General features: G+C 64.9%; 17 protein-coding genes. 9 read left to right on the forward strand and 8 right to left on the reverse strand.

Annotation, left to right across the window (positions count from 1 at the left end):
- Positions 1-386 precede the first annotated feature (386 nt).
- The 7 genes from urtA (at position 387) to V5G24_RS17880 (ending at position 7,056) form a co-directional block, all read left to right on the forward strand.
- Positions 387-1,637, forward strand: a complete 1,251-nt coding sequence (gene urtA / locus V5G24_RS17850) for an urea ABC transporter substrate-binding protein (protein ID WP_394080544.1) — start codon at positions 387-389, stop codon at positions 1,635-1,637.
- A 148-nt stretch (positions 1,638-1,785) separates the two neighbouring features.
- On the forward strand, positions 1,786-2,709 hold the full coding sequence (gene urtB, locus V5G24_RS17855; protein WP_394080542.1) for an urea ABC transporter permease subunit UrtB: 924 nt from the start codon (positions 1,786-1,788) through the stop codon (positions 2,707-2,709).
- Positions 2,710-2,720: 11 nt separating this feature from the next.
- Positions 2,721-3,860 (forward strand): urea ABC transporter permease subunit UrtC, encoded by a 1,140-nt coding sequence (gene urtC / locus V5G24_RS17860; protein ID WP_394080540.1) that lies wholly within the window; start codon positions 2,721-2,723, stop codon positions 3,858-3,860.
- Between the two features lie 12 nt (positions 3,861-3,872).
- The gene (gene urtD / locus V5G24_RS17865) at positions 3,873-4,640 is read left to right on the forward strand and encodes an urea ABC transporter ATP-binding protein UrtD (RefSeq protein ID WP_394080538.1); all 768 of its coding nucleotides are present in this window, start codon (positions 3,873-3,875) and stop codon (positions 4,638-4,640) included.
- 11 nt (positions 4,641-4,651) lie between these two features.
- Positions 4,652-5,341, forward strand: a complete 690-nt coding sequence (gene urtE, locus V5G24_RS17870; protein ID WP_394080536.1) for an urea ABC transporter ATP-binding subunit UrtE — start codon at positions 4,652-4,654, stop codon at positions 5,339-5,341.
- Between the two features lie 78 nt (positions 5,342-5,419).
- Positions 5,420-6,649, forward strand: coding sequence for a formamidase (gene fmdA / locus V5G24_RS17875; protein ID WP_394080534.1), 1,230 nt, complete (start codon positions 5,420-5,422; stop codon positions 6,647-6,649).
- Between the two features lie 53 nt (positions 6,650-6,702).
- The gene (locus V5G24_RS17880; protein ID WP_394080532.1) at positions 6,703-7,056 is read left to right on the forward strand and encodes an FmdB family zinc ribbon protein; all 354 of its coding nucleotides are present in this window, start codon (positions 6,703-6,705) and stop codon (positions 7,054-7,056) included.
- A 21-nt stretch (positions 7,057-7,077) separates the two neighbouring features.
- Here the strand turns inward: V5G24_RS17880 and V5G24_RS17885 are convergent, their stop codons facing one another.
- The 4 genes from V5G24_RS17885 to V5G24_RS17900 all read right to left on the reverse strand — a co-directional run bounded on the left by V5G24_RS17885 (position 7,078) and on the right by V5G24_RS17900 (position 11,301).
- On the reverse strand, positions 7,078-7,821 hold the full coding sequence (locus V5G24_RS17885) for an RlmE family RNA methyltransferase (RefSeq protein WP_394080530.1): 744 nt from the start codon (positions 7,819-7,821) through the stop codon (positions 7,078-7,080).
- Positions 7,822-7,830: 9 nt separating this feature from the next.
- The gene (locus tag V5G24_RS17890) at positions 7,831-9,042 is read right to left on the reverse strand and encodes a Ppx/GppA phosphatase family protein (protein ID WP_394080528.1); all 1,212 of its coding nucleotides are present in this window, start codon (positions 9,040-9,042) and stop codon (positions 7,831-7,833) included.
- A gap of 405 nt (positions 9,043-9,447) precedes the next feature.
- Positions 9,448-10,197, reverse strand: a complete 750-nt coding sequence (locus tag V5G24_RS17895; RefSeq protein ID WP_394080526.1) for a transaldolase family protein — start codon at positions 10,195-10,197, stop codon at positions 9,448-9,450.
- 303 nt (positions 10,198-10,500) lie between these two features.
- Entirely contained in the window at positions 10,501-11,301 is an 801-nt protein-coding gene (locus V5G24_RS17900) for a chorismate mutase (RefSeq protein WP_394080524.1), read from the reverse strand.
- Positions 11,302-11,487: 186 nt separating this feature from the next.
- On the opposite strand from V5G24_RS17900, the gene V5G24_RS17905 reads away from it, so the two are divergent.
- Positions 11,488-11,847 (forward strand): hypothetical protein, encoded by a 360-nt coding sequence (locus tag V5G24_RS17905; RefSeq protein ID WP_394080522.1) that lies wholly within the window; start codon positions 11,488-11,490, stop codon positions 11,845-11,847.
- Between the two features lie 254 nt (positions 11,848-12,101).
- Here V5G24_RS17905 and V5G24_RS17910 read toward each other — a convergent pair whose 3' ends face one another.
- The 3 genes from V5G24_RS17910 to pncB form a co-directional block, all read right to left on the reverse strand.
- Positions 12,102-12,362, reverse strand: coding sequence for a hypothetical protein (locus tag V5G24_RS17910; protein WP_394080520.1), 261 nt, complete (start codon positions 12,360-12,362; stop codon positions 12,102-12,104).
- 318 nt (positions 12,363-12,680) lie between these two features.
- The gene (locus tag V5G24_RS17915) at positions 12,681-13,772 is read right to left on the reverse strand and encodes a BON domain-containing protein (RefSeq protein WP_394080518.1); all 1,092 of its coding nucleotides are present in this window, start codon (positions 13,770-13,772) and stop codon (positions 12,681-12,683) included.
- 179 nt (positions 13,773-13,951) lie between these two features.
- Positions 13,952-15,244: a nicotinate phosphoribosyltransferase gene (gene pncB, locus V5G24_RS17920; protein WP_394080516.1), complete on the reverse strand. Its 1,293-nt coding sequence runs from the start codon at positions 15,242-15,244 to the stop codon at positions 13,952-13,954.
- 328 nt (positions 15,245-15,572) lie between these two features.
- On the opposite strand from pncB, the gene V5G24_RS17925 reads away from it, so the two are divergent.
- Positions 15,573-16,982 carry a sensor domain-containing diguanylate cyclase gene (locus V5G24_RS17925; RefSeq protein WP_394080514.1) on the forward strand — a complete coding sequence of 470 codons (1,410 nt, stop codon included), beginning with the start codon at positions 15,573-15,575 and terminating at the stop codon, positions 16,980-16,982.
- A 68-nt stretch (positions 16,983-17,050) separates the two neighbouring features.
- Here V5G24_RS17925 and V5G24_RS17930 read toward each other — a convergent pair whose 3' ends face one another.
- On the reverse strand, positions 17,051-17,893 hold the full coding sequence (locus V5G24_RS17930; RefSeq protein WP_394080512.1) for an HTD2 family dehydratase: 843 nt from the start codon (positions 17,891-17,893) through the stop codon (positions 17,051-17,053).
- Positions 17,894-17,897 lie beyond the last annotated feature (4 nt).

Raw genomic sequence — 17,897 nt, forward strand, 5'->3', positions numbered from 1 at the left:
AGATAATTCATTATGTCACAGCCTATTTTCCCATGGGTGACTGAATTTATCGCGCTTTTTCCGGCCCTCTGACCAATCTCCAAGCATTATTCTCGCCCATCTGTCGGTCTGCTCAATATTCCCGGAACTCAAGCGGAAACGCCCGCAGCGCCTGCACGCTATAGGCGCGCGCCCGCGCGCGCGAATTAAAACGCATGCGGGAAAGCTCCCCACAAAACCGATGATACGGGTTTCCTCGCGGCACCATATACGTCAATCACCGTATTGCTGCGCCGCATCATTCCCGAAACCATGGAACCCAAGCAGGAGCCTGTTCGGCCCTGTCTTCGCTTCGTATTGCGCTGGAGGGGACCTTTATGTCGGGTGGCGATGATCGCAATAGCAAGATGAGCACAACGCGCCGGGATGTCTTGAAGGGCGCAGCGGCACTGCCTCTTGCTTCCCTTATTCCTGCAACGACATTGTTTTCCGGCGCCGCTTATGCCCAGGCGCCGGCGACATCAGCGGTGAATACCACCGGGCTCGCCGTGACCGATACGGAAGTCACGGTGGGCATCCTGCATTCCGTCACCGGCACCATGGCTATTTCCGAGACCGGCTCGGTCCAGGCGGAAAAGCTCGCAATCGACCAGATCAACGCGGCCGGCGGCATTCTTGGCCGCAAGATCAAATATATCCAGGAGGATGGCGCGAGCGACTGGCCGACCTTCGCCGAGAAGGCCAAGAAGCTGCTGGTGCAGGACAAGTGCGCCTCGGTGTTCGGCTGCTGGACCTCCGCCTCCCGCAAAGCGGTTCTGCCGGTGTTCGAGCAATATAACGGCATGCTCTATTATCCGACTTTCTATGAAGGACTCGAGCAGTCCAAGAACGTCATCTATACCGGGCAGGAAGCGACCCAGCAGATCATCGCCGGCCTCAATTGGGTGGTGAAGGAGCGTGGCGCGCAGACCTTCTATCTGCTCGGCTCCGACTATATCTGGCCGCGCACCTCCAACAAGATCGCCCGCAAGCATATCGAGAACTTCCTCAAGCTCAAGGTGGTGGGCGAGGAATATTTCCCGCTCGGGCATACGCAATTTAATTCGGCCATCAACAAGATCAAGCTCACCAAGCCCGACGTGATCTATGCCATCATCGTCGGCGGCTCCAACGTCGCCTTCTACAAACAGCTCAAGGCAGCGGGCATCGACCTTTCCAAGCAGACCCTGCTGACCATTTCGGTCACCGAGGACGAGATCCTGGGCATCGGCGGTGAAAATATCGCGGGCGCCTTCGCCTGCATGAAATACTTCCAATCGCTCGACAATCCCAACAACAAGGCGTTCGTCGAGGCATTCAAGAAGACCTACGGCGACAAGATCGTCATCGGCGACGTGACGCAGGCGGCTTATCTGGGCCCCTGGCTGTGGAAACTCACGGCGGAGAAGGCGGGCTCGTTCGACATCGACAAGATCGCCGCCGCTTCCCCGGGCGTTGCCTTCGACAAGGCGCCGGAAGGCTATGTCCGCATCCACGAAAATCACCATCTGTGGAGCAAGACCCGCGTCGGCAAGGCCCGCCCCGACGGCCAGTACGATGTCGTCTTCGAAACTGCCGAACTGGTCGAGCCGAACCCCTTCCCCAAGGGATACCAATGAGTTGAGGCTTTAACCTCTCCCCGAGGGGGAGAGGTCGACGCCGCAGGCGGCGGGTGAGGGGCTCGCGACTCTCCGGTGAGGTCGCAGCCCCTCACCCACCCCTTTCCCCTCGGGGAGAGGGGCAGGAAATCACCACGGGGGTGTTTTGATGCTGGGATATTCGCTCGGAGAGCTTGGCTCCATCTTCGCCATGCAGGCATTTGCGGGCCTGATCCTGTTTTCGGTCTTCGTGCTGATGTCGCTGGGGCTGGCCATCATCTTCGGCCAGATGGGCGTCATCAACATGGCGCACGGCGAATTCATGATCCTCGGCGCCTATATGACCTATCTGACGTCTCAGATATTTCAGACCTATCTGCCTGGCCTTTATCCCATCTACTTCTTCGTTGCCATGGTGATTGCCTTCCTGGCTTCCGGAGCGCTCGGCATGCTGGTGGAGTGGAGCATGATCCGCTTTCTCTACAAGCGCCCGCTCGACACGCTGCTCGCCACCTGGGGGCTGTCGCTCATCATGCAGCAGGCCTTCCGCTCCATCTTCGGCGCGCGCGAAGTGGGTGTCGAACTGCCCGATTGGATGATGGGCTCGCTCCCCGTCACCGACACCATCGACGTGCAGATCAACGGCCTGTTCGTCATGGGCCTCACCACGCTGATCGCCGGCGCGGTCTATCTGCTGATGTATCGCTCGCGCTGGGGGTTGCAGGTGCGCTCGGTGATGCAGAACCGCACCATGGCGGGGGCGGTGGGCATCAATACCGAGCGGGTGGACCGCACCACCTTCGGGCTCGGCTGCGGCATCGCCGGCATCGCGGGGAGCGCCTTCACCATGATCGGCTCGACCGGGCCCACGGCGGGCCAGCTCTATATTGTCGACACCTTCCTGGTGGTGGTGTTCGGCGGCGCCGCGAGCCTGCTCGGCACCATCGCTTCGGCCTTCACCATCTCCCAGGCCCAGTCGACCATGGAATTCTTCATGTCCGGCTCCATGGCCAAAGTGCTGACGCTGATGGTGGTCGTCGGAATCCTGATGGTGCGCCCCGAAGGCCTCTTCGTCCTCAAAGTCCGCCGCTGAGGAGCGCACACATGCAAAGCGAATCTTTCACCCTGCGCTCCAAGGACCTCGTCGGCGTTCTGATTCTGGCCGCCCTGCTGTTCGTGATCCTGCCGGCGATCCTCGACCCCTTCCGCCTCAACATGGTGGGCAAATATCTCACCTATGCCTTCGTCGCCGTGGGCCTGGTGCTGTGCTGGGGCAATGCCGGCATTCTCTCGCTGGGCCAGGGCGTGTTCTTCGGCCTCGGCGGCTATTGCATGGCCATGTATCTGAAGCTGGAATCCTCCAGCATCGAAGCAACCAAGATCCAGTCCACGCCTGGCATTCCGGACTTCATGGACTGGAACCAGATCACCGAGCTGCCCTTCTTCTGGGTGCCGTTCAAGTCGCTCGGCTTTTCGCTCGCGGCGGTGGTGCTGGTGCCGGCGATCCTGGCGCTGATCATCGCCTTCGCCCTGTTCAAACGGCGCGTGGGCGGCGTGTATTTCGCCATCATCACCCAGGCCATGGCGGCGATCGTGACGATCCTCATCGTCGGCCAGCAGGGCTATACCGGCGGCATCAACGGCATCACCGATCTGCGCACCCTGCACGGCTGGGACATCCGCACAGACGGCGCGAAGACCATCCTCTACTTCGTCAACGGCGGGCTGCTGATCGGCTGCATCCTGCTGTGCCAGTTCATCCGCCGCTCGAAGCTCGGCCGCATCCTCGTCGCCATGCGGGACAAGGAGGACCGGGTCCGCTTCTCCGGTTACGATGTGGCCAGCTACAAGATCTTCGTGTTCTGCTTCGCGGCCGCGCTCGCGGGGGTCGGCGGGGCCATGTTTACCTTGCAGGTGGGCTTCATGTCGCCCTCCTTCGTGGGCATCGTGCCCTCCATCGAGATGGTCATCTATGCGGCGGTGGGCGGGCGGCTTTCCCTGCTCGGCGCGGTCTATGGCACGCTGCTCGTAAACTGGGCCAAGACCTCGTTCTCCGAAAGCTTTCCCGAACTCTGGCTGTTCGGCCTCGGCGGCCTGTTCATCGCCGTGGTGCTGCTGTTCCCGAACGGCCTCGCCGGCCTCTATCGCACCTATGTGGAGCCGCACATCGACGCCCTATTCGCCCGCAAGCGCAGCCCGGGTGCCGATGCCGCGCCCGGCACCGCCCCGACCCTGGCCGAGTGAGGAGCAAGACCCATGAACGCCACGCCCATCACCGACCAGATGGCCCCCGACTTCCTCCTCGCCGTGGAAGGGCTCACCGTCTCCTTCGACGGCTTCAAGGCGGTGGACGACCTCTCTTTCTATGTCGATGAAAACGAGATCCGCGTCATCATCGGCCCCAACGGCGCCGGCAAGACCACGGTGCTGGATCTGATCTGCGGGCGCACCAAGGCGACCTCGGGCTCGGTAAAGTTCAAGAGCACGGAGCTCACCAAGCTGAAGGAATATGAGATCGTCCGCAAAGGGGTGGGGCGCAAGTTCCAGAACCCTTCGATCTATGATGACCTGACCGTATTCGAGAACCTGGAAATCTCCTTCCCGCGCGGACGCGGCGTGCTGGGCGCGCTCGCTTTCAAACGCGACGCCGAGGTGCGCGAGCGGGTGCAGCACGTGGCGGAGACCATCTTTCTCGCCGATCAGCTTCACCGCAAGGCCGAGTTCCTCAGCCATGGGCAGAAGCAATGGCTGGAGATCGGCATGCTGCTGATCCAGGACCCGGAACTGCTGATGCTCGACGAGCCGGTGGCGGGCATGAGCGTCGCCGAGCGCAAGAAGACCGCCGAACTGCTCAACACCATCATCAAGGACCGCTCGGTGATCGTGATCGAGCACGACATGAAGTTCGTCGAGGACATCGCTCACAAGGTCACAGTCCTGCACCAGGGAAAGATCCTCTCCGAAGGATCCATGGCCAAGGTGAAGGCCGATCCGAAGGTGATCGAAGTCTATCTCGGCCATTGAGAGGGCGAAAAATGCTCGACGTTTCCAATCTCGTCGTCTCCTACGGGCAGAGCGAGGTCCTGCACGGCCTGAATTTCACCGTCGCGCCCAATGAGATCGTGGCCATCATGGGCCGCAACGGCATGGGCAAGACCACGCTGATGAAATCGCTCATGGGCGTGGTGCCGACCCGGTCCGGGAAGGTTTCCATCGGCCAAAGCGAGATCACCGCACTCAAAAGCTATGAGCGGGTGGCGAAAGGCGTCGCCTATGTGCCGCAGGGCCGCATGATCTTCTCCGCCATGACGGTGGAGGAGAATATCGAGACCGGCCTCGTTTGCTCCGGCGCCAGCAAGGTGCCCGGCGATATCTACGAATTGTTTCCGGTGCTTCTGGACATGAAGCACCGGCGCGGCGGCAATCTGTCCGGCGGCCAACAGCAGCAATTGGCCATCGCCCGTGCGCTCGCCACCAAGCCCAAAGTGCTGCTGCTGGACGAGCCGACGGAGGGCATCCAGCCCTCCATCATCCGCGAGATGGCGCGCACGCTGAAGCGCATCCGCGATGAGAAAGGCCTTTCCATCGTGGTGTCCGAGCAGGTGCTCTCCTTCGCCCTCGACATCGCCGACCGGGTGCTGGTGCTGGAGAACGGCGCCATCGTCCACGAGGACCTGCGGGCCGACATCGACGAGGCCAAGGTCGCCAAATTCCTTTCGGTGTGAGGCGCGCGCCTCGCCCCTTTCCCTTCGCCCAAAATTCTCCTTTTCGCCCAAGAGACTCAAGCAAGCTGGGAGCTGTCCATGGCCGATACTTTGATTAAGGTCGATCTCAACCAGTCCGCCTATGACAATGACATGGTGCACAATCGCTGGCACCCCGACATTCCCATGGTAGCCTGGGTGAAGCCCGGCGACGATTTCATCGTCGAGACCTATGACTGGACCGGCGGCTTCATCCAGAACAACGACAGCGCCGACGATGTGCGCGATATCGACCTGTCGATCGTGCATTTCCTCTCCGGCCCGATCGGGGTGAAGGGGGCCGAGCCGGGCGACCTGCTGGTGGTGGACCTGCTGGATATCGGCGCCATGCCGAGCAGCCAATGGGGCTTCAACGGCTTCTTCTCCAAGACCAATGGCGGCGGCTTCCTCACCGAACATTTCCCCTCGGCGCAGAAATCCATCTGGGATTTCAAAGGCATGTTCACCTCGTCCCGGCATATTCCGGGAGTGAATTTCGCCGGCCTCATCCATCCTGGCCTGATCGGCTGCCTGCCTGATCCGAAGCTCCTGGAGACCTGGAACAAGCGCGAGGTGGATTTCATCGCCACCAACCCGACCCGCGTGCCCCCGCTCGCCAATCCGCCGTTCGGCCCCACCGCGCACATGGGCCGGCTCACCGGCGAGGCGAAGGCCAAGGCGGCGGCCGAAGGCGCGCGCACGGTTCCGCCGCGCGAGCATGGCGGCAATTGCGACATCAAGGACCTCTCGCGCGGCTCGAAGATCTATTTCCCGGTCTATGTGGATGGCGGCGGCCTCTCCATGGGCGACCTGCATTTCTCCCAGGGCGACGGCGAGATCACCTTCTGCGGCGCCATCGAAATGGCCGGCTGGGTGCATCTGAAGGTGGACGTGCTCAAGGGCGGCATGGCGAAATACGGGATCAAGAATCCCATCTTCAAGCCCTCGCCCATCACCCCCAATTACAAGGATTATCTGATCTTCGAAGGCATTTCGGTGGATGAGGATGGCGCCCAGCATTATCTCGATGTGCATGTCGCCTATCGTCAGGCCTGCCTCAACGCCATCGAATACCTGAAGAAATTCGGATATTCCGGCGCCCAGGCCTATTCCATCCTCGGCACGGCGCCGGTGCAGGGGCATATTTCCGGCGTCGTGGATATTCCCAACGCCTGCGCCACGCTCTGGCTGCCCACCGAAATCTTCGATTTCGACATCAATCCCACCTCCGCGGGGCCAACCAAATTCCTCGACGGCTCCATCGACATGCCGCTTTCGCCCGATTTGTGAGCGCCGTCCGGGCCGGGGCGATGTCCCCGGCCCTCCCTTCTCGGAGAGAGCTTATGCCGGTCTATGATTATATGTGCGACGCCTGCGGCCCCTTCACAAAGATCCGGCCCATGAGCGAATACAACCACCCGCAGGAGTGCCCGGAATGCGCGGCCTCTTCGCCCCGCGCCATCCTCAGCGCGCCGCGCCTCGCCACGATGGATGCCGGCCGCCGCACCGCGCTTTCCACCAATGAACGCAGCGCAAACGCGCCGATGAGCGTCGGCCAGTTCGCGGCGACGCAGGCTTCAGCCAAGCACGGCCCCGGCTGCGGCTGCTGTTCGGGCAAGATGAAGAGCCGCACCAGGACCGCGCAGAACGGCGCCAAGAGCTTCCCCTCGGCCCGCCCCTGGATGATCAGCCATTAGGCCGGCGCAGAACGATAAACCTCAATCGGCGGATTGCCCGATGGGGGCATAGCCCTCCTCGCCCGGCAGCGGATCGGCCTTGCCGCGAAAACCGGTCGCCAGAACATAGAGTTCCGCCGAATCCGCGCGGCTCGCGGCGGGCTTGAGGTGCTTCACGGAGGTGAAATCCCGCTTGAGGTCCGCCAATAGCACGCCTTCGGTGCCGCCCTGGATCACTTTGGCCAGAAACGTGCCACCGGGCGCGAGCACCTGCCGGGCGAATTCCACCGCCAGTTCGACCAGGGCGACGATCTTGATATGGTCGGTCTTCTTGTGCCCGGTGGCGTTGGCGGCCATGTCGGACATGACGATATCCGCCCGCCCGTCCAGCAATTCCAGCAATCGCGCTGGCGCTTTCTCGTCCAGGAAATCCAGCTGCTCGAAGATGACGCCGGTCACCGGCTCCATCTCCAGCAAATCGATGGCGACGATCTTGCCGCGGCCCTCCTCCAGGCCGATCTTCTTGGCCGCCACCTGGCTCCAGCCGCCGGGGGCAGCACCGAGATCGACGATGCGCATGCCTTTTTTCAGCAGATACGCCTTTTCGTCCATCTCGATCAGCTTGTAGGCCGCGCGCGAGCGATAGCCCTCCCGCCTGGCGCGGGCGACATAGGGGTCGTTGAGCTGCCGTTGCAGCCATTTCTGCGAGGAGGTGGTGCGGCTGCGGGCGTTTTTCACGCGCACTTTCAGCGGCCGCCCATCCGGGCCCCGGGTTGGATTGGTCACGCGATGCTCCTATTGGGACCGATGGCGACGCCAGGCCCCGTCCGCCCGCATCAACTGCACCAGCATGCCTTCGCGCAAGCCCCGATCGGCGACGCGCAGCCGATCCGTGGGAAAAGCCTCCCGCACGGCTTCCATGATGGCGCAGCCGGCGAGCACCAGATCCGCCCGCTGCGCACCGATGCAGGGGTTGGAAACCCGTTCCTCGAACGACATGCCCACGAGCCGGTCCACCACCTCATTGATGTCGCGAGCGTGGAGCCAGGCGCCGTCCACGCGCGCGCGATCATAGCGCTCAAGCCCGAGATGGATGCCGGCGACCGTCGTCACGGTGCCCGACGTGCCGAGCAAATGGATGCGCCCCGGTGGGCGAACACCCCAACTCTGGCGCACGCCCTCCAGCATATCAAGGACTTCGTCCACCATCTTGAGGAACAGTTCGCGCGAAACCTTGACCCCGCCATGGCGCTCGGCCAGGGAAACCACGCCCACCGGCATGGAGGCCCAGGAGCGGATGCGGGCGCGCGGCGGTCCGTCATCCCCCGCTGCGCGGCGGCCGAGCCAGACCACTTCGGTGGAGCCGCCGCCGATATCGAACAGAATGGCACCGTCGCAAGAGGGGTCCACCAGCGGGGCGCAGCCGGAGGCGGCAAGGCCGGCTTCCGTGCGGCGGTCCACCACTTCCAGCACGAGGCCGGTGCGGCGCTCCACCTCGGCGCAGAAGTCGGCACCATTCTCGGCCGCCCGGCAGGCTTCGGTCGCGATGATGCGGGCGCGGGAGACGCCGCGCGCGGCGATCTTTCCGGCGCACACTTCCAGCGCCGCGATGGCGCGCCCCATGGCCGGCGCGCCGAGGCGCCCACTGCCCGAGAGCCCTTCGCCCAGGCGCACGATGCGGGAGAATGCATCCACCACGCGGAAATTGCGGGCGGTGGGACGGGCGATCAACAGGCGGCAATTATTAGTGCCGAGATCCAGCGCCGCATAGATGCGATCGCAGGAGGGCACGGCCTGCTGGCCCTCCCCCGCATGGGCATGGGAGGATGCGGGATCGGCCACCGCCGGGCCGCGCGGGTCCTCGCTTTCCTCGGTGCCGCAGGCATCGTCGGCGCGCGCGGGCCCACGGCTGCCGGCGCTTCTCGGCTCCGCCGGGCGCTGATCCGACGCCTGACCCCGGATCGCCGAGACGGGGCCGCAGGCCGCGGCTTCATCGCGCCAACCCAAGGCCTGTGGTGGAAAAGTCTGTGCCGGAAAATCTTGTGCAGGAACGGTTTGCGCCCGATAGGCCGGCGCTGAATATGTACTCGCGCCTTCGGCGCAGGGCGCGGCGCACGGGTCCGCCTGCGGGCTTGGATCAAGCACCGCCTCTTCCGCCACATCCCCGCCAAAGGCGGTGCGGATCGAAGGAAAGCAAGGCTCGACCTCACTCTCCTGGCAAGAGCGCTCCGGGTCCCGATCGGACCCGTGCGTCTCGTCCCTCATCTCAAACCCCTCGCCGCCCTGTGCCCGTGCCGGTTTTCAGCTTCGTGCGCCTGCGGTCAAAATGTCGCTTCGACACGAAGTGTAACACCGGGTGAGGAAGGCGCAATGCGCCTGCCCTCCTGCGGCGGGAGAAAGCCGGGCCGCGCCCTATTCGGCGGCGCGGCGACCGGAGAGGTCGAGCGTCAGGCCGGTGGCCAGCGCATCCGCCCGGAACGCCTTGACGGCATCGAGGGACAATTCGTCGGCGGTCCGGCTGCCGAGCGCGGGCAGTTTCTTCAGCACGTCGGCCGGGGCGGTGATGATCTGGCAGCCGAGACGGTCGGCCTCGATCACGTTCCACACCTCGCGGGTGGAGGCCCAGATGACTTCCACGTTCGGCGTGGCGCGGGACAATTCCACCGCTTTCGAGATGGCGGGCACATAGTCGATGCCGAGATCCGCGAGGCGGCCGGCGAATACGGAGATGATGGAGGGCGCCCCGCCCGCCAGCGCCGCGACGCCCAATTCCACCTGCGGCACGGCGAAGATGGCGGTGAGGTTCACCTTCACCCCGTCCTGCACCAGGTCGCGCACCATGTCATACAGGGTCTCGCCGCGGGTGGTGGAGACCGGAAGTTTCACGTGCACATGCGCGCCCCAGGTGGCGATGACGCGAGCCTGGGCACGGATTTCGTCGATCTCGTCGGAGAACACTTCAAAGGAAATATGCCGGTCGGGCACGGCTTCGACGAGGTCGCGGGCATAGGCCTCGTAGTCGGAAACGCCGGCCTTGCGCAGCAGGGAGGGATTGGTGGTGAAACCGGCGATATGGGCCTGCTTCGCCATCTCGACGATCTGCGCCTTGTCGGCACCGTCAGTGAACAGCTTCACCTTGAGATCAGCAAGCGTCACGGCCATGGCTTCTTCTCCCGTCGCGTTTTGCGGCATCCTATAGCGCGCGGATGGGGCCGCGTCACTGAAGAAGGCGAGCCCGATCCCAGCGCGGGCGCATGCTTTTTTCGAACCGCAACGGGGCTTGCCAGGCCGCGCGCCCGGGAAAATGTTTCACGTGAAACAATGGCTTAGCGCGGACGAAGAGTGGTTTCGTGGGGCTTGGCGGCGGCTTTTCGGGCGATGACACCGCCTATTCGGGCGAATGTTCGCGCAAGATGAATCCGCCGCCCGAATTTCCGCCGCGCCGGCTCGGGGCGAAAGCCGCCCTCAAGGCTTCGGCGACAGCGGCGCCGCCATGAGGCCGAGCCGGGTCGCGCCGGGGGGAAGTGCGCGCGCCGCCGGCAGGGCTATGAGGCTGTCCGCGCCCGCACGCGCCAGCACCGTCCCACCCGCTGGCGGGGTGCCGGACAGGCGCACCAGCATGAGGTCCGCGCCGGACGGATCGGCTTCCGTGCGGGTGAGGATCAGCGCCTCCGGAGGCGCATCCGCCCCGCGCAGCAGCGGCGCGCCGGCGACGATGCGCAGGCCCTGCGGCACATCCAGCCACCAGGACCCGCCGGCCGGCAGGACGGCGGCATCGGCCTGCCCCGCCACCAAGGCGTCCAGCGCTTCAGCGGGCTGGGCGAAGCGCGATTGGGGAATGGCGGCGCCGAAAAAGGATTGGGCGAGGCCCGCCTGGTCCGCATCCCCGGCCACGGCCACCCGGAAATCAGGCTTTTGCTGGAGAATCGAGCCGGCGATGATGGCGGTCCACACCTGCACCAATGTCTGCGCCGTCTGGGTCTGGGCCGTCTGCGGCCCGGCATTGCGCTCCACCAGGCGGCGCAGCAAGGCGGCCTGGCGTCCGGGCCGGAACACCGGGCCGCCGCTCGTGGCCTTGCCGGCGCCCACTTCCGCGACAAGGACCGCCCGCGCATTGAGCAGGGCCAGCACTTCGCCGTCCACCCGGTCGATCTCCGCGCGCAGGACTTCGAGAGGACGCGGCGCGGGCGCGCCCTGCGCCCTGGCGCCGTTGATTGCGGTCAGAGAAAAACACGCAATCAAAACAATGAGATAATGCGCACGCATGACTGCCGATCCCGCTCCGCGCCGCACCGGCGCTAACCTTTCATTGACCAAGCCACAGGATCGGCCGGCCGGGCAAGTCGCAATGCCCCGGCTGGAAAGAGTCCGGAAACCCCCATGCCGCATCGTGCGGGGGTGCCTGTGGGGCAGGGACACGCGGGCAAAGGCATGCGGCGCGAAGAGGGTGCGATGGTTTCTGCGGATCTGGTGCAGCGGATGGCGAAGAAGGCTCACGCGGCCGCGCGGGCCCGCTATCCCTTGCTCGAACCGTGGGATCGCCTCTCCCCCGAGCGCCGCGCCTATCAATCCCGCCTCATGAGCCAGGCGCTCTCGGCGCTGACCGCGCGCGACCTGCTCGATCTTCTGGATGCGGTGCCCGAGGTGATCGCCCTGCCCGCCGAGCCGAGCCCGTTCGCGCTCGCCGAATTGCAGGAAGCCGCGATCGGCGACAATGGTACGGTCAGCGATGCGCGACGCCGCTATCGCTCGCTTCTGGCCATCGCCGCGCGGCCGCTGCGGCTGCGGCGCGCCGGCCAGCCCAATTCCTAGGACCGATCGAGCTTCATAGCTTGACGCCGTTGCGGGAAACATCGTCATGCACGGGCTCGTCCCGTGCATCCACGCGGCACCGCTGGCACCGGCTTTTCAAGGCCAAGTGGGCGACCCGGCGTAGATGGCCGGGACGAGCCCGGCCATGACAGCGGGTCGATGAAAGACAATCGCGCGCACCGCCCGTCAGGCGCCTCGACGATAAACCAAGGCCATGAACGTCGATCCGGCCTTGAGCGCGGGCGCCCGCCCCCTCAGCCGTCCCATTCCTGCCTTGCCACGAGCCGGGCCTTCAGACATGCCAGCCCGCCGATCATGCCATAGCCGCCGACACTGCCCGCATAGGCATAGGTCACATTATGATCCTTGTGCAGGAAGGTCCCGGCAAGCCCGACCAGTTCGCCGGCGCGGGCGGCCTCCAGCAGGCGCTCCAGCTCCGCGACCACGGTGGGGTTCGGCGTCGACGCGGCGGGCGGCAAGGCTGTTCCGCGCAGGCTGATGACTTTCTCGGACATGGCCGGTCTCCTCGTTCCACGCCGAAACAAGCAAGGGCCGTGCCGAAAAAAAAGGGCGACCCGAGGGGCCGCCCTTTGTTTTTGCAGAAAGCGAGTCCTTTCACCGTTCGTCATGGCCGGGCCTGTCCCGGCCATCCACGCCGGGCCGCCTGCGCCGGCCTGGAAAAGCTGGAGCTAGCGGGGCCGCGTGGATGCACGGGACAAGCCCGTGCATGACGATGTTCTGCTGCAAGGGCGTCAAGCCATGAATGCCGATCGGCCTAAGCCCGTGCCTGGCGGCGGCGCCTCAGGGGCGTCATGCCCCTGAGGACGGCAGTCTCAGCGCTTGACGGTACCGGGCACGCTGGACTGGGTCCCGCTGGCCTGAGCGCCGCCAGCCTGCGACACGGTGGTTTGGAGGGGCGAGCTTGAGCCCGCGCCCTGCGCAGCATTGCCCTGGCCGAGGCCGGAAGAGACATCGCGCACCCGCAGATTGTTCTGCACGTGGCGGACGCCGGAAACCTGCTCCGCCACATCCTCCGCGCGGCGCCGCTGGGCGCGGTCGGAAACGGTGCCGGTCAAGGTCACCTCCCCGCCGCTGGCATTCACCTCGATTTCGGAGGCATCCACCTGCCAGTCGTCGGTCAGGCGGTCGCTCACATCCTCGCGGACACGATCGTCCGAGCGGCTGTAATTCTTGGGGCCACGGCCGCGAAACTGATCCTCGCGGCGGCGCCGCTCGGCACCCTCGTCGCCGAACCAGGACGACACCTCGTCGCTCGCCCGGTCCCAGAGGCCGCGGTCCTGGTCGCGCCCTTCGCCGCCATAATAGCCCTCGCGACCATAATAGCCGTCGCGACCATAGCCGCCGCGCCCGGTCTGCTGGGGTCCGGATAGGCCCCATTCCTCGCGTCCCCAGTCCGGCCGGCGGGCCTGCCGGTCGCGGGAGAAGCGATAGGGATCATCGTCGCGCGCATGGCCATAGGAGAATTCCGAGCGGGGATAGGTGCCGCCGCCGAAATAATGTGTCTCGCGCGCTTCCGGGCCGCGCGTGTCGTGACCGCGCGTGTCGTGCCTGCGCGAATCCTGCCCGCGCATATCCTGCCCACGCCCGGCGCCGTAATCCTCATACGGGCCGCGCCCGTAATCGCGGTTCGGGCCGTTGCCATAATCCTGGTAGCGCCCCTGCTCGCGGGCGCCGGACGGGTCGCGCCAGCCGGGGCGGTTGCCATAGCTGGATTCGGACGAGAAATAGCGCTCGCCGCCGCGTCCATGATCGTCGCGATAGCCCTGGTCCCGGCCGCGGGCATAGGCCTCGCGATCATTGCCGCCGCGCGGGCCGCTGCGGAAGCTGTCCTCGTTGCGCCAATCGGACCCGGACCGATCGTCGTTGCGGTAGCGGTCGTCCTCGGTGCGCCAATTCTGAGGCATGCATTCCTCCTGCTGTGGATTTTTCCCCTCGCAGAAAAAACCGCGCCCGCACCAAGAGGTTCCGGTCAACAACGCCAGCATTGCTCAAATGAAATGCAATTGCCTCGAGTTCTTGCACGCCCTGTGAAAGGCAAGCACGAGCGCGGCCGATAGTCCCGGCCGCGCTTCATCGCGCCGCATCACACCATCGCCGGCCGCGCGACCTGGTGGCCGACCTCGAACAGGCGCCGATAGCGCTCGATTTCGGCCGGCGGCCCCATGGCCTTGGTGGGATTGTCGGAGAGCTTCACCGCCGGAAGGCCGTTGGCCGAGATCACCTTGCAGACGATGGAGATGGGATCGAGCGCGCCGTTCGGGGCAAGGCCGCGGAAATCATTGGTCAGCAGCGTGCCCCAGCCGAAGCCGAGGCGCATGCGGCCGGTGAAGCGGGCATGGATGCGCGCCACCTCGTCCACGTCCAGCCCGTCGGAGAAGATGGCGAGCTTCTCGCGCGGGTCCTGGCCGCGCGATTTCCACCAGGCGATCACCTCCTCGCCGCCCTCGATAGGATCCTTGCTGTCGATGCGGATGCCGGTCCAGGCGGTCAGCCAATCGGGGGCGTGGGCCAGGAAGCCGGACGTGCCATAGGTATCTGGCAGCATGATGCGCAGATTGCCTTCGTAATCCTCCTGCCAGTCCGCCAGCACCTGATACGGCGCGCGCAGCAATTCCGCGTCGGTGCGGGCGAGGGCGGAATAGACCATCGGCAATTCGTGCGCATTGGTGCCGGTGGCCTCCACCTCGCGCCGCATGGCGATCAGGCAATTGGAGGTGCCGAGGAAGGTCTCGCCCAGTCCCTCCATGAGCGCTTGCACGCACCAATCCTGCCAGAGATAGCCATGGCGGCGGCGGGTGCCGAAATCGGCGACATTCACCGGGCCGAGCGCCTTGATGGCCTCGATCTTCTCCCACACCCGCGTCATGGCGCGGGCATAAAGGATCTGCAGTTCGAACTTGCCGAGATCCTTCAGCACCGCGCGCGAGCGCAGCTCGTTGATGATGGCGAGCGCCGGGATCTCCCACATGGTGGTCTCGACCCACGGTCCCTCGAACACCAGCTCATATTGCCCGTCCCACTTCTCCAGGTGGTAGGCGGGGAAGCGGAAGCCCTCCAGCCAGGCCACGTAATCGGGCGAGAACATCTGCCGCTTGCCGTAGAACATGTTGCCGCGCAGCCACGTGGACTCGCCGCGTGTCAGGCTCAGCGAGCGGACATGATCCAATTGCTCGCGCAAGGCGCCGATGTCGATGATATCGCCGAGCCGCACCCGGCTGGTGCGGTTGTGGATGCCGAAGGTGACCTTCACATCCCGGTGCCGGCGAAAAATCGTCTGCCCCATCAGCAGTTTATAAAAGTCCGTATCGAGCACCGAGCGGACGATGGGGTCGATTTTCCAAGTATGATTGTAGACGCGCGTGGCTATGTCGGTCATGGGAATCCCGAGGCGGCGGATGACTGCTATACCACCACGCCGAAGCTGTACATCCACTTTGCCTTATTTGGATGCCACTTATCGGCTGGATCGGCCGCATTCATCACATTCTGGATTGAATGGCACCTGTTGGGACCGTGGAATTCATGCTAAGACGCAAATATAAAGTGGCCAAACTCAAAAATGGTTGTGCCGCACACGAAACAAGTACTTTTGCGATTATTTCATCGCGAGACTTGTATAATCCTGCACATATCTGGGGGTACATTTGAGCGAGGCGCTTTGCGGCGAGGTCATGGGCGGAGATCGGGCAAAAGCATTGGATGCCGTGAGGCAGCTTCTCGGCCTCTCCAACTGCACGATCACCGAAACTTATGACCATTACCTGGCCTCCGCGCGCAAGATCTTCGGCATGGATGTCGCGATCATCGCCTCGGTGAAGGACGGCACGTTCACGCCCTTGCGGATGCTGTCCTCCCGGCCGCTGCCGATCCAAGCGGGGCGGGCCCTTGCCCTTGAAACCACGTTCTCGGTGGAGGCGATCCGCACCGGGCATGCCATCTCCTGCCCGCACGTGGCCCACGACCCGGTTTTGCGCCTTCATCCGATCTATACCGACACCAAGCTCGAATCCTACATGGGCGCGCCGATCAGGATCGGCGAAGAGATCATCGGCACATTCAGCCTGCTGGACCCCGCGCCGCGCGATTATCCCTTCGCCCCGGAATCCATGGCCCTGCTTGAACTGCTGGCGGAAACCCTCGGCCGCGCGATCGAGCGCGACCGGCTGGAAGCCGAGCGCCGGGAGGCGGACAAGGAGCGCACGGCCGCCATCGCCTTTTTCCAGACCGCCTTCGCCAATGCCCCCATCGGCATCACCCTGGTGGACCTAGACGGCAAGTTCCTGCGCGCCAACCCGGCGGCGTGCCGCCTGTTCGGCTATTCGGAAGAAGAATTGCAGGCGCGGGACTTCCAGTCCCTGACATATCCCGACGATTTGAGCCTGGATCTGGAGCATCTGGCGAAGATGAAAGCCGGGCTCATATCCGAATACGAGATGGATAAGCGCTATGTGCGTCCGGACGGGACCATCGTCTGGGCGCAGCTGAATGTCGCCCTGGTACGCAACGAGGACGGCTCGCCGCGCTGCTTCATTTCGCAGATCCATGACATCACCGCAGAGCGCACTATGATCCAGGAGCTCGACCATAAGCGCACGCAGCTGGAAGAGGCCAATCAGAAGCTCACTCAGCTCGCCTCGCTGGACCCGCTGACCGGCACGCTGAACCGCCGCGCGCTGCGCCAGCGGCTCGACCAGGAAATGGCGCGCGCCAATGCCGAGGGCACGCCGCTCGCCTTCATCATGGTCGATGTGGACGATTTCAAGCCCTATAACGACCGCTACGGCCATCTGGCGGGCGATGTCGCCCTGAAGGAAGTGGCGCAATGCATGCGGGCCGCCTCGCGGGCGGATGACGCGGTCTGCCGGTTCGGCGGCGAGGAATTCCTGTTGCTGCTGCCCCAGACCCCCCAGGCCGAAGCCAGGAAAGTGGCCGAGCGCGTGCGCGAATCCATCGCCACCAGCACCGCTTTGCCCGAGCGCGTCACGGTGAGCGCGGGCGTCCACGTCTATACGCCCTCGGAAAAGGGCCTGCCCATCGACCGACTCATCGCCCAGGCCGACGCGGCGCTTTATGAAGCCAAGCGCAACGGCAAGAACCGCGTCGAAATGATGTGAGCGCGCCGGGCGCGCTTGCCGGGCGCCCCGTCGCGTTCAGCCAGCTTCAGGGCTCAACCCACTTGCCCTCACACGGCCTGCGCGATCATGCAGGGCCGGCCATCGACGCCGGATGTCCACAGCTCCAGCCCCTCGGCGCCTTCGGCGGCATTGAGGCGCATGGGCGGGCCGTCGAAGATCGGCCGCACGCTGCGGAACGAGAAGTGCTTCAGCGGCCGCCCCAGCAGGCGCGCGGCGAATTCCACCAGCAAGGTCGCCTGCAACGGGCCGTGCACGACGAGGCCGGGATAGCCCTCTTCCTGTTGGCAATAGGTGCGGTCGTAATGGATGCGGTGGCCGTTGAAAGTGACGGCGGAATAGCGGAACAGCAGCACCGGCGAGGTGTCCACCTCCTCCTGCCAGGTGGCGGCCGGCGGCGGCTCGCTCTTGCCCACCCCGCCCGCCGGCGCATCCACGCCGCGATAGACAATGTCCTGCCGCTCGGCGATGGCAAGGCCCCGCGGCGTATAGATATTGTGCGCGACGGTGACGAAGCAGAGCGTGCCCGTGCGCCCTTCCTTCACCACCACATCCTCGATGCGCGACAGGCGCCGGGCCTCGTCGCCCACCCGCAGCGCATCGTGGAATGCGAGCGCCCCGCCGGCCCACATGCGGCGCGGCAGCGGAACCGGAGGCAGGAACCCGCCGCGCGCGGGATGCCCGTCCGGCCCCAGGCGGTCCATCTCCACCGTTATCGGCGAGAGGCACCAATGGGCGGTCAGCGTCGCCTCCTCGCCGGGCGCCGGGTCGCCGGGATCGCGGTTCAGCGTGGCGCGCATCTCGCGCACCGCGCGGGCGGTCACGAGGTCGCTCACCTCGTTGGTGCGGCCGATCCAGCCGCGCAGGGTTTCAACGTCCAGGGGCTCGCTCATGTCG

Origin of the sequence: Roseixanthobacter finlandensis (genome assembly GCF_043195105.2) — a bacterium.
Lineage (GTDB): Bacteria > Pseudomonadota > Alphaproteobacteria > Rhizobiales > Xanthobacteraceae > NCEH01.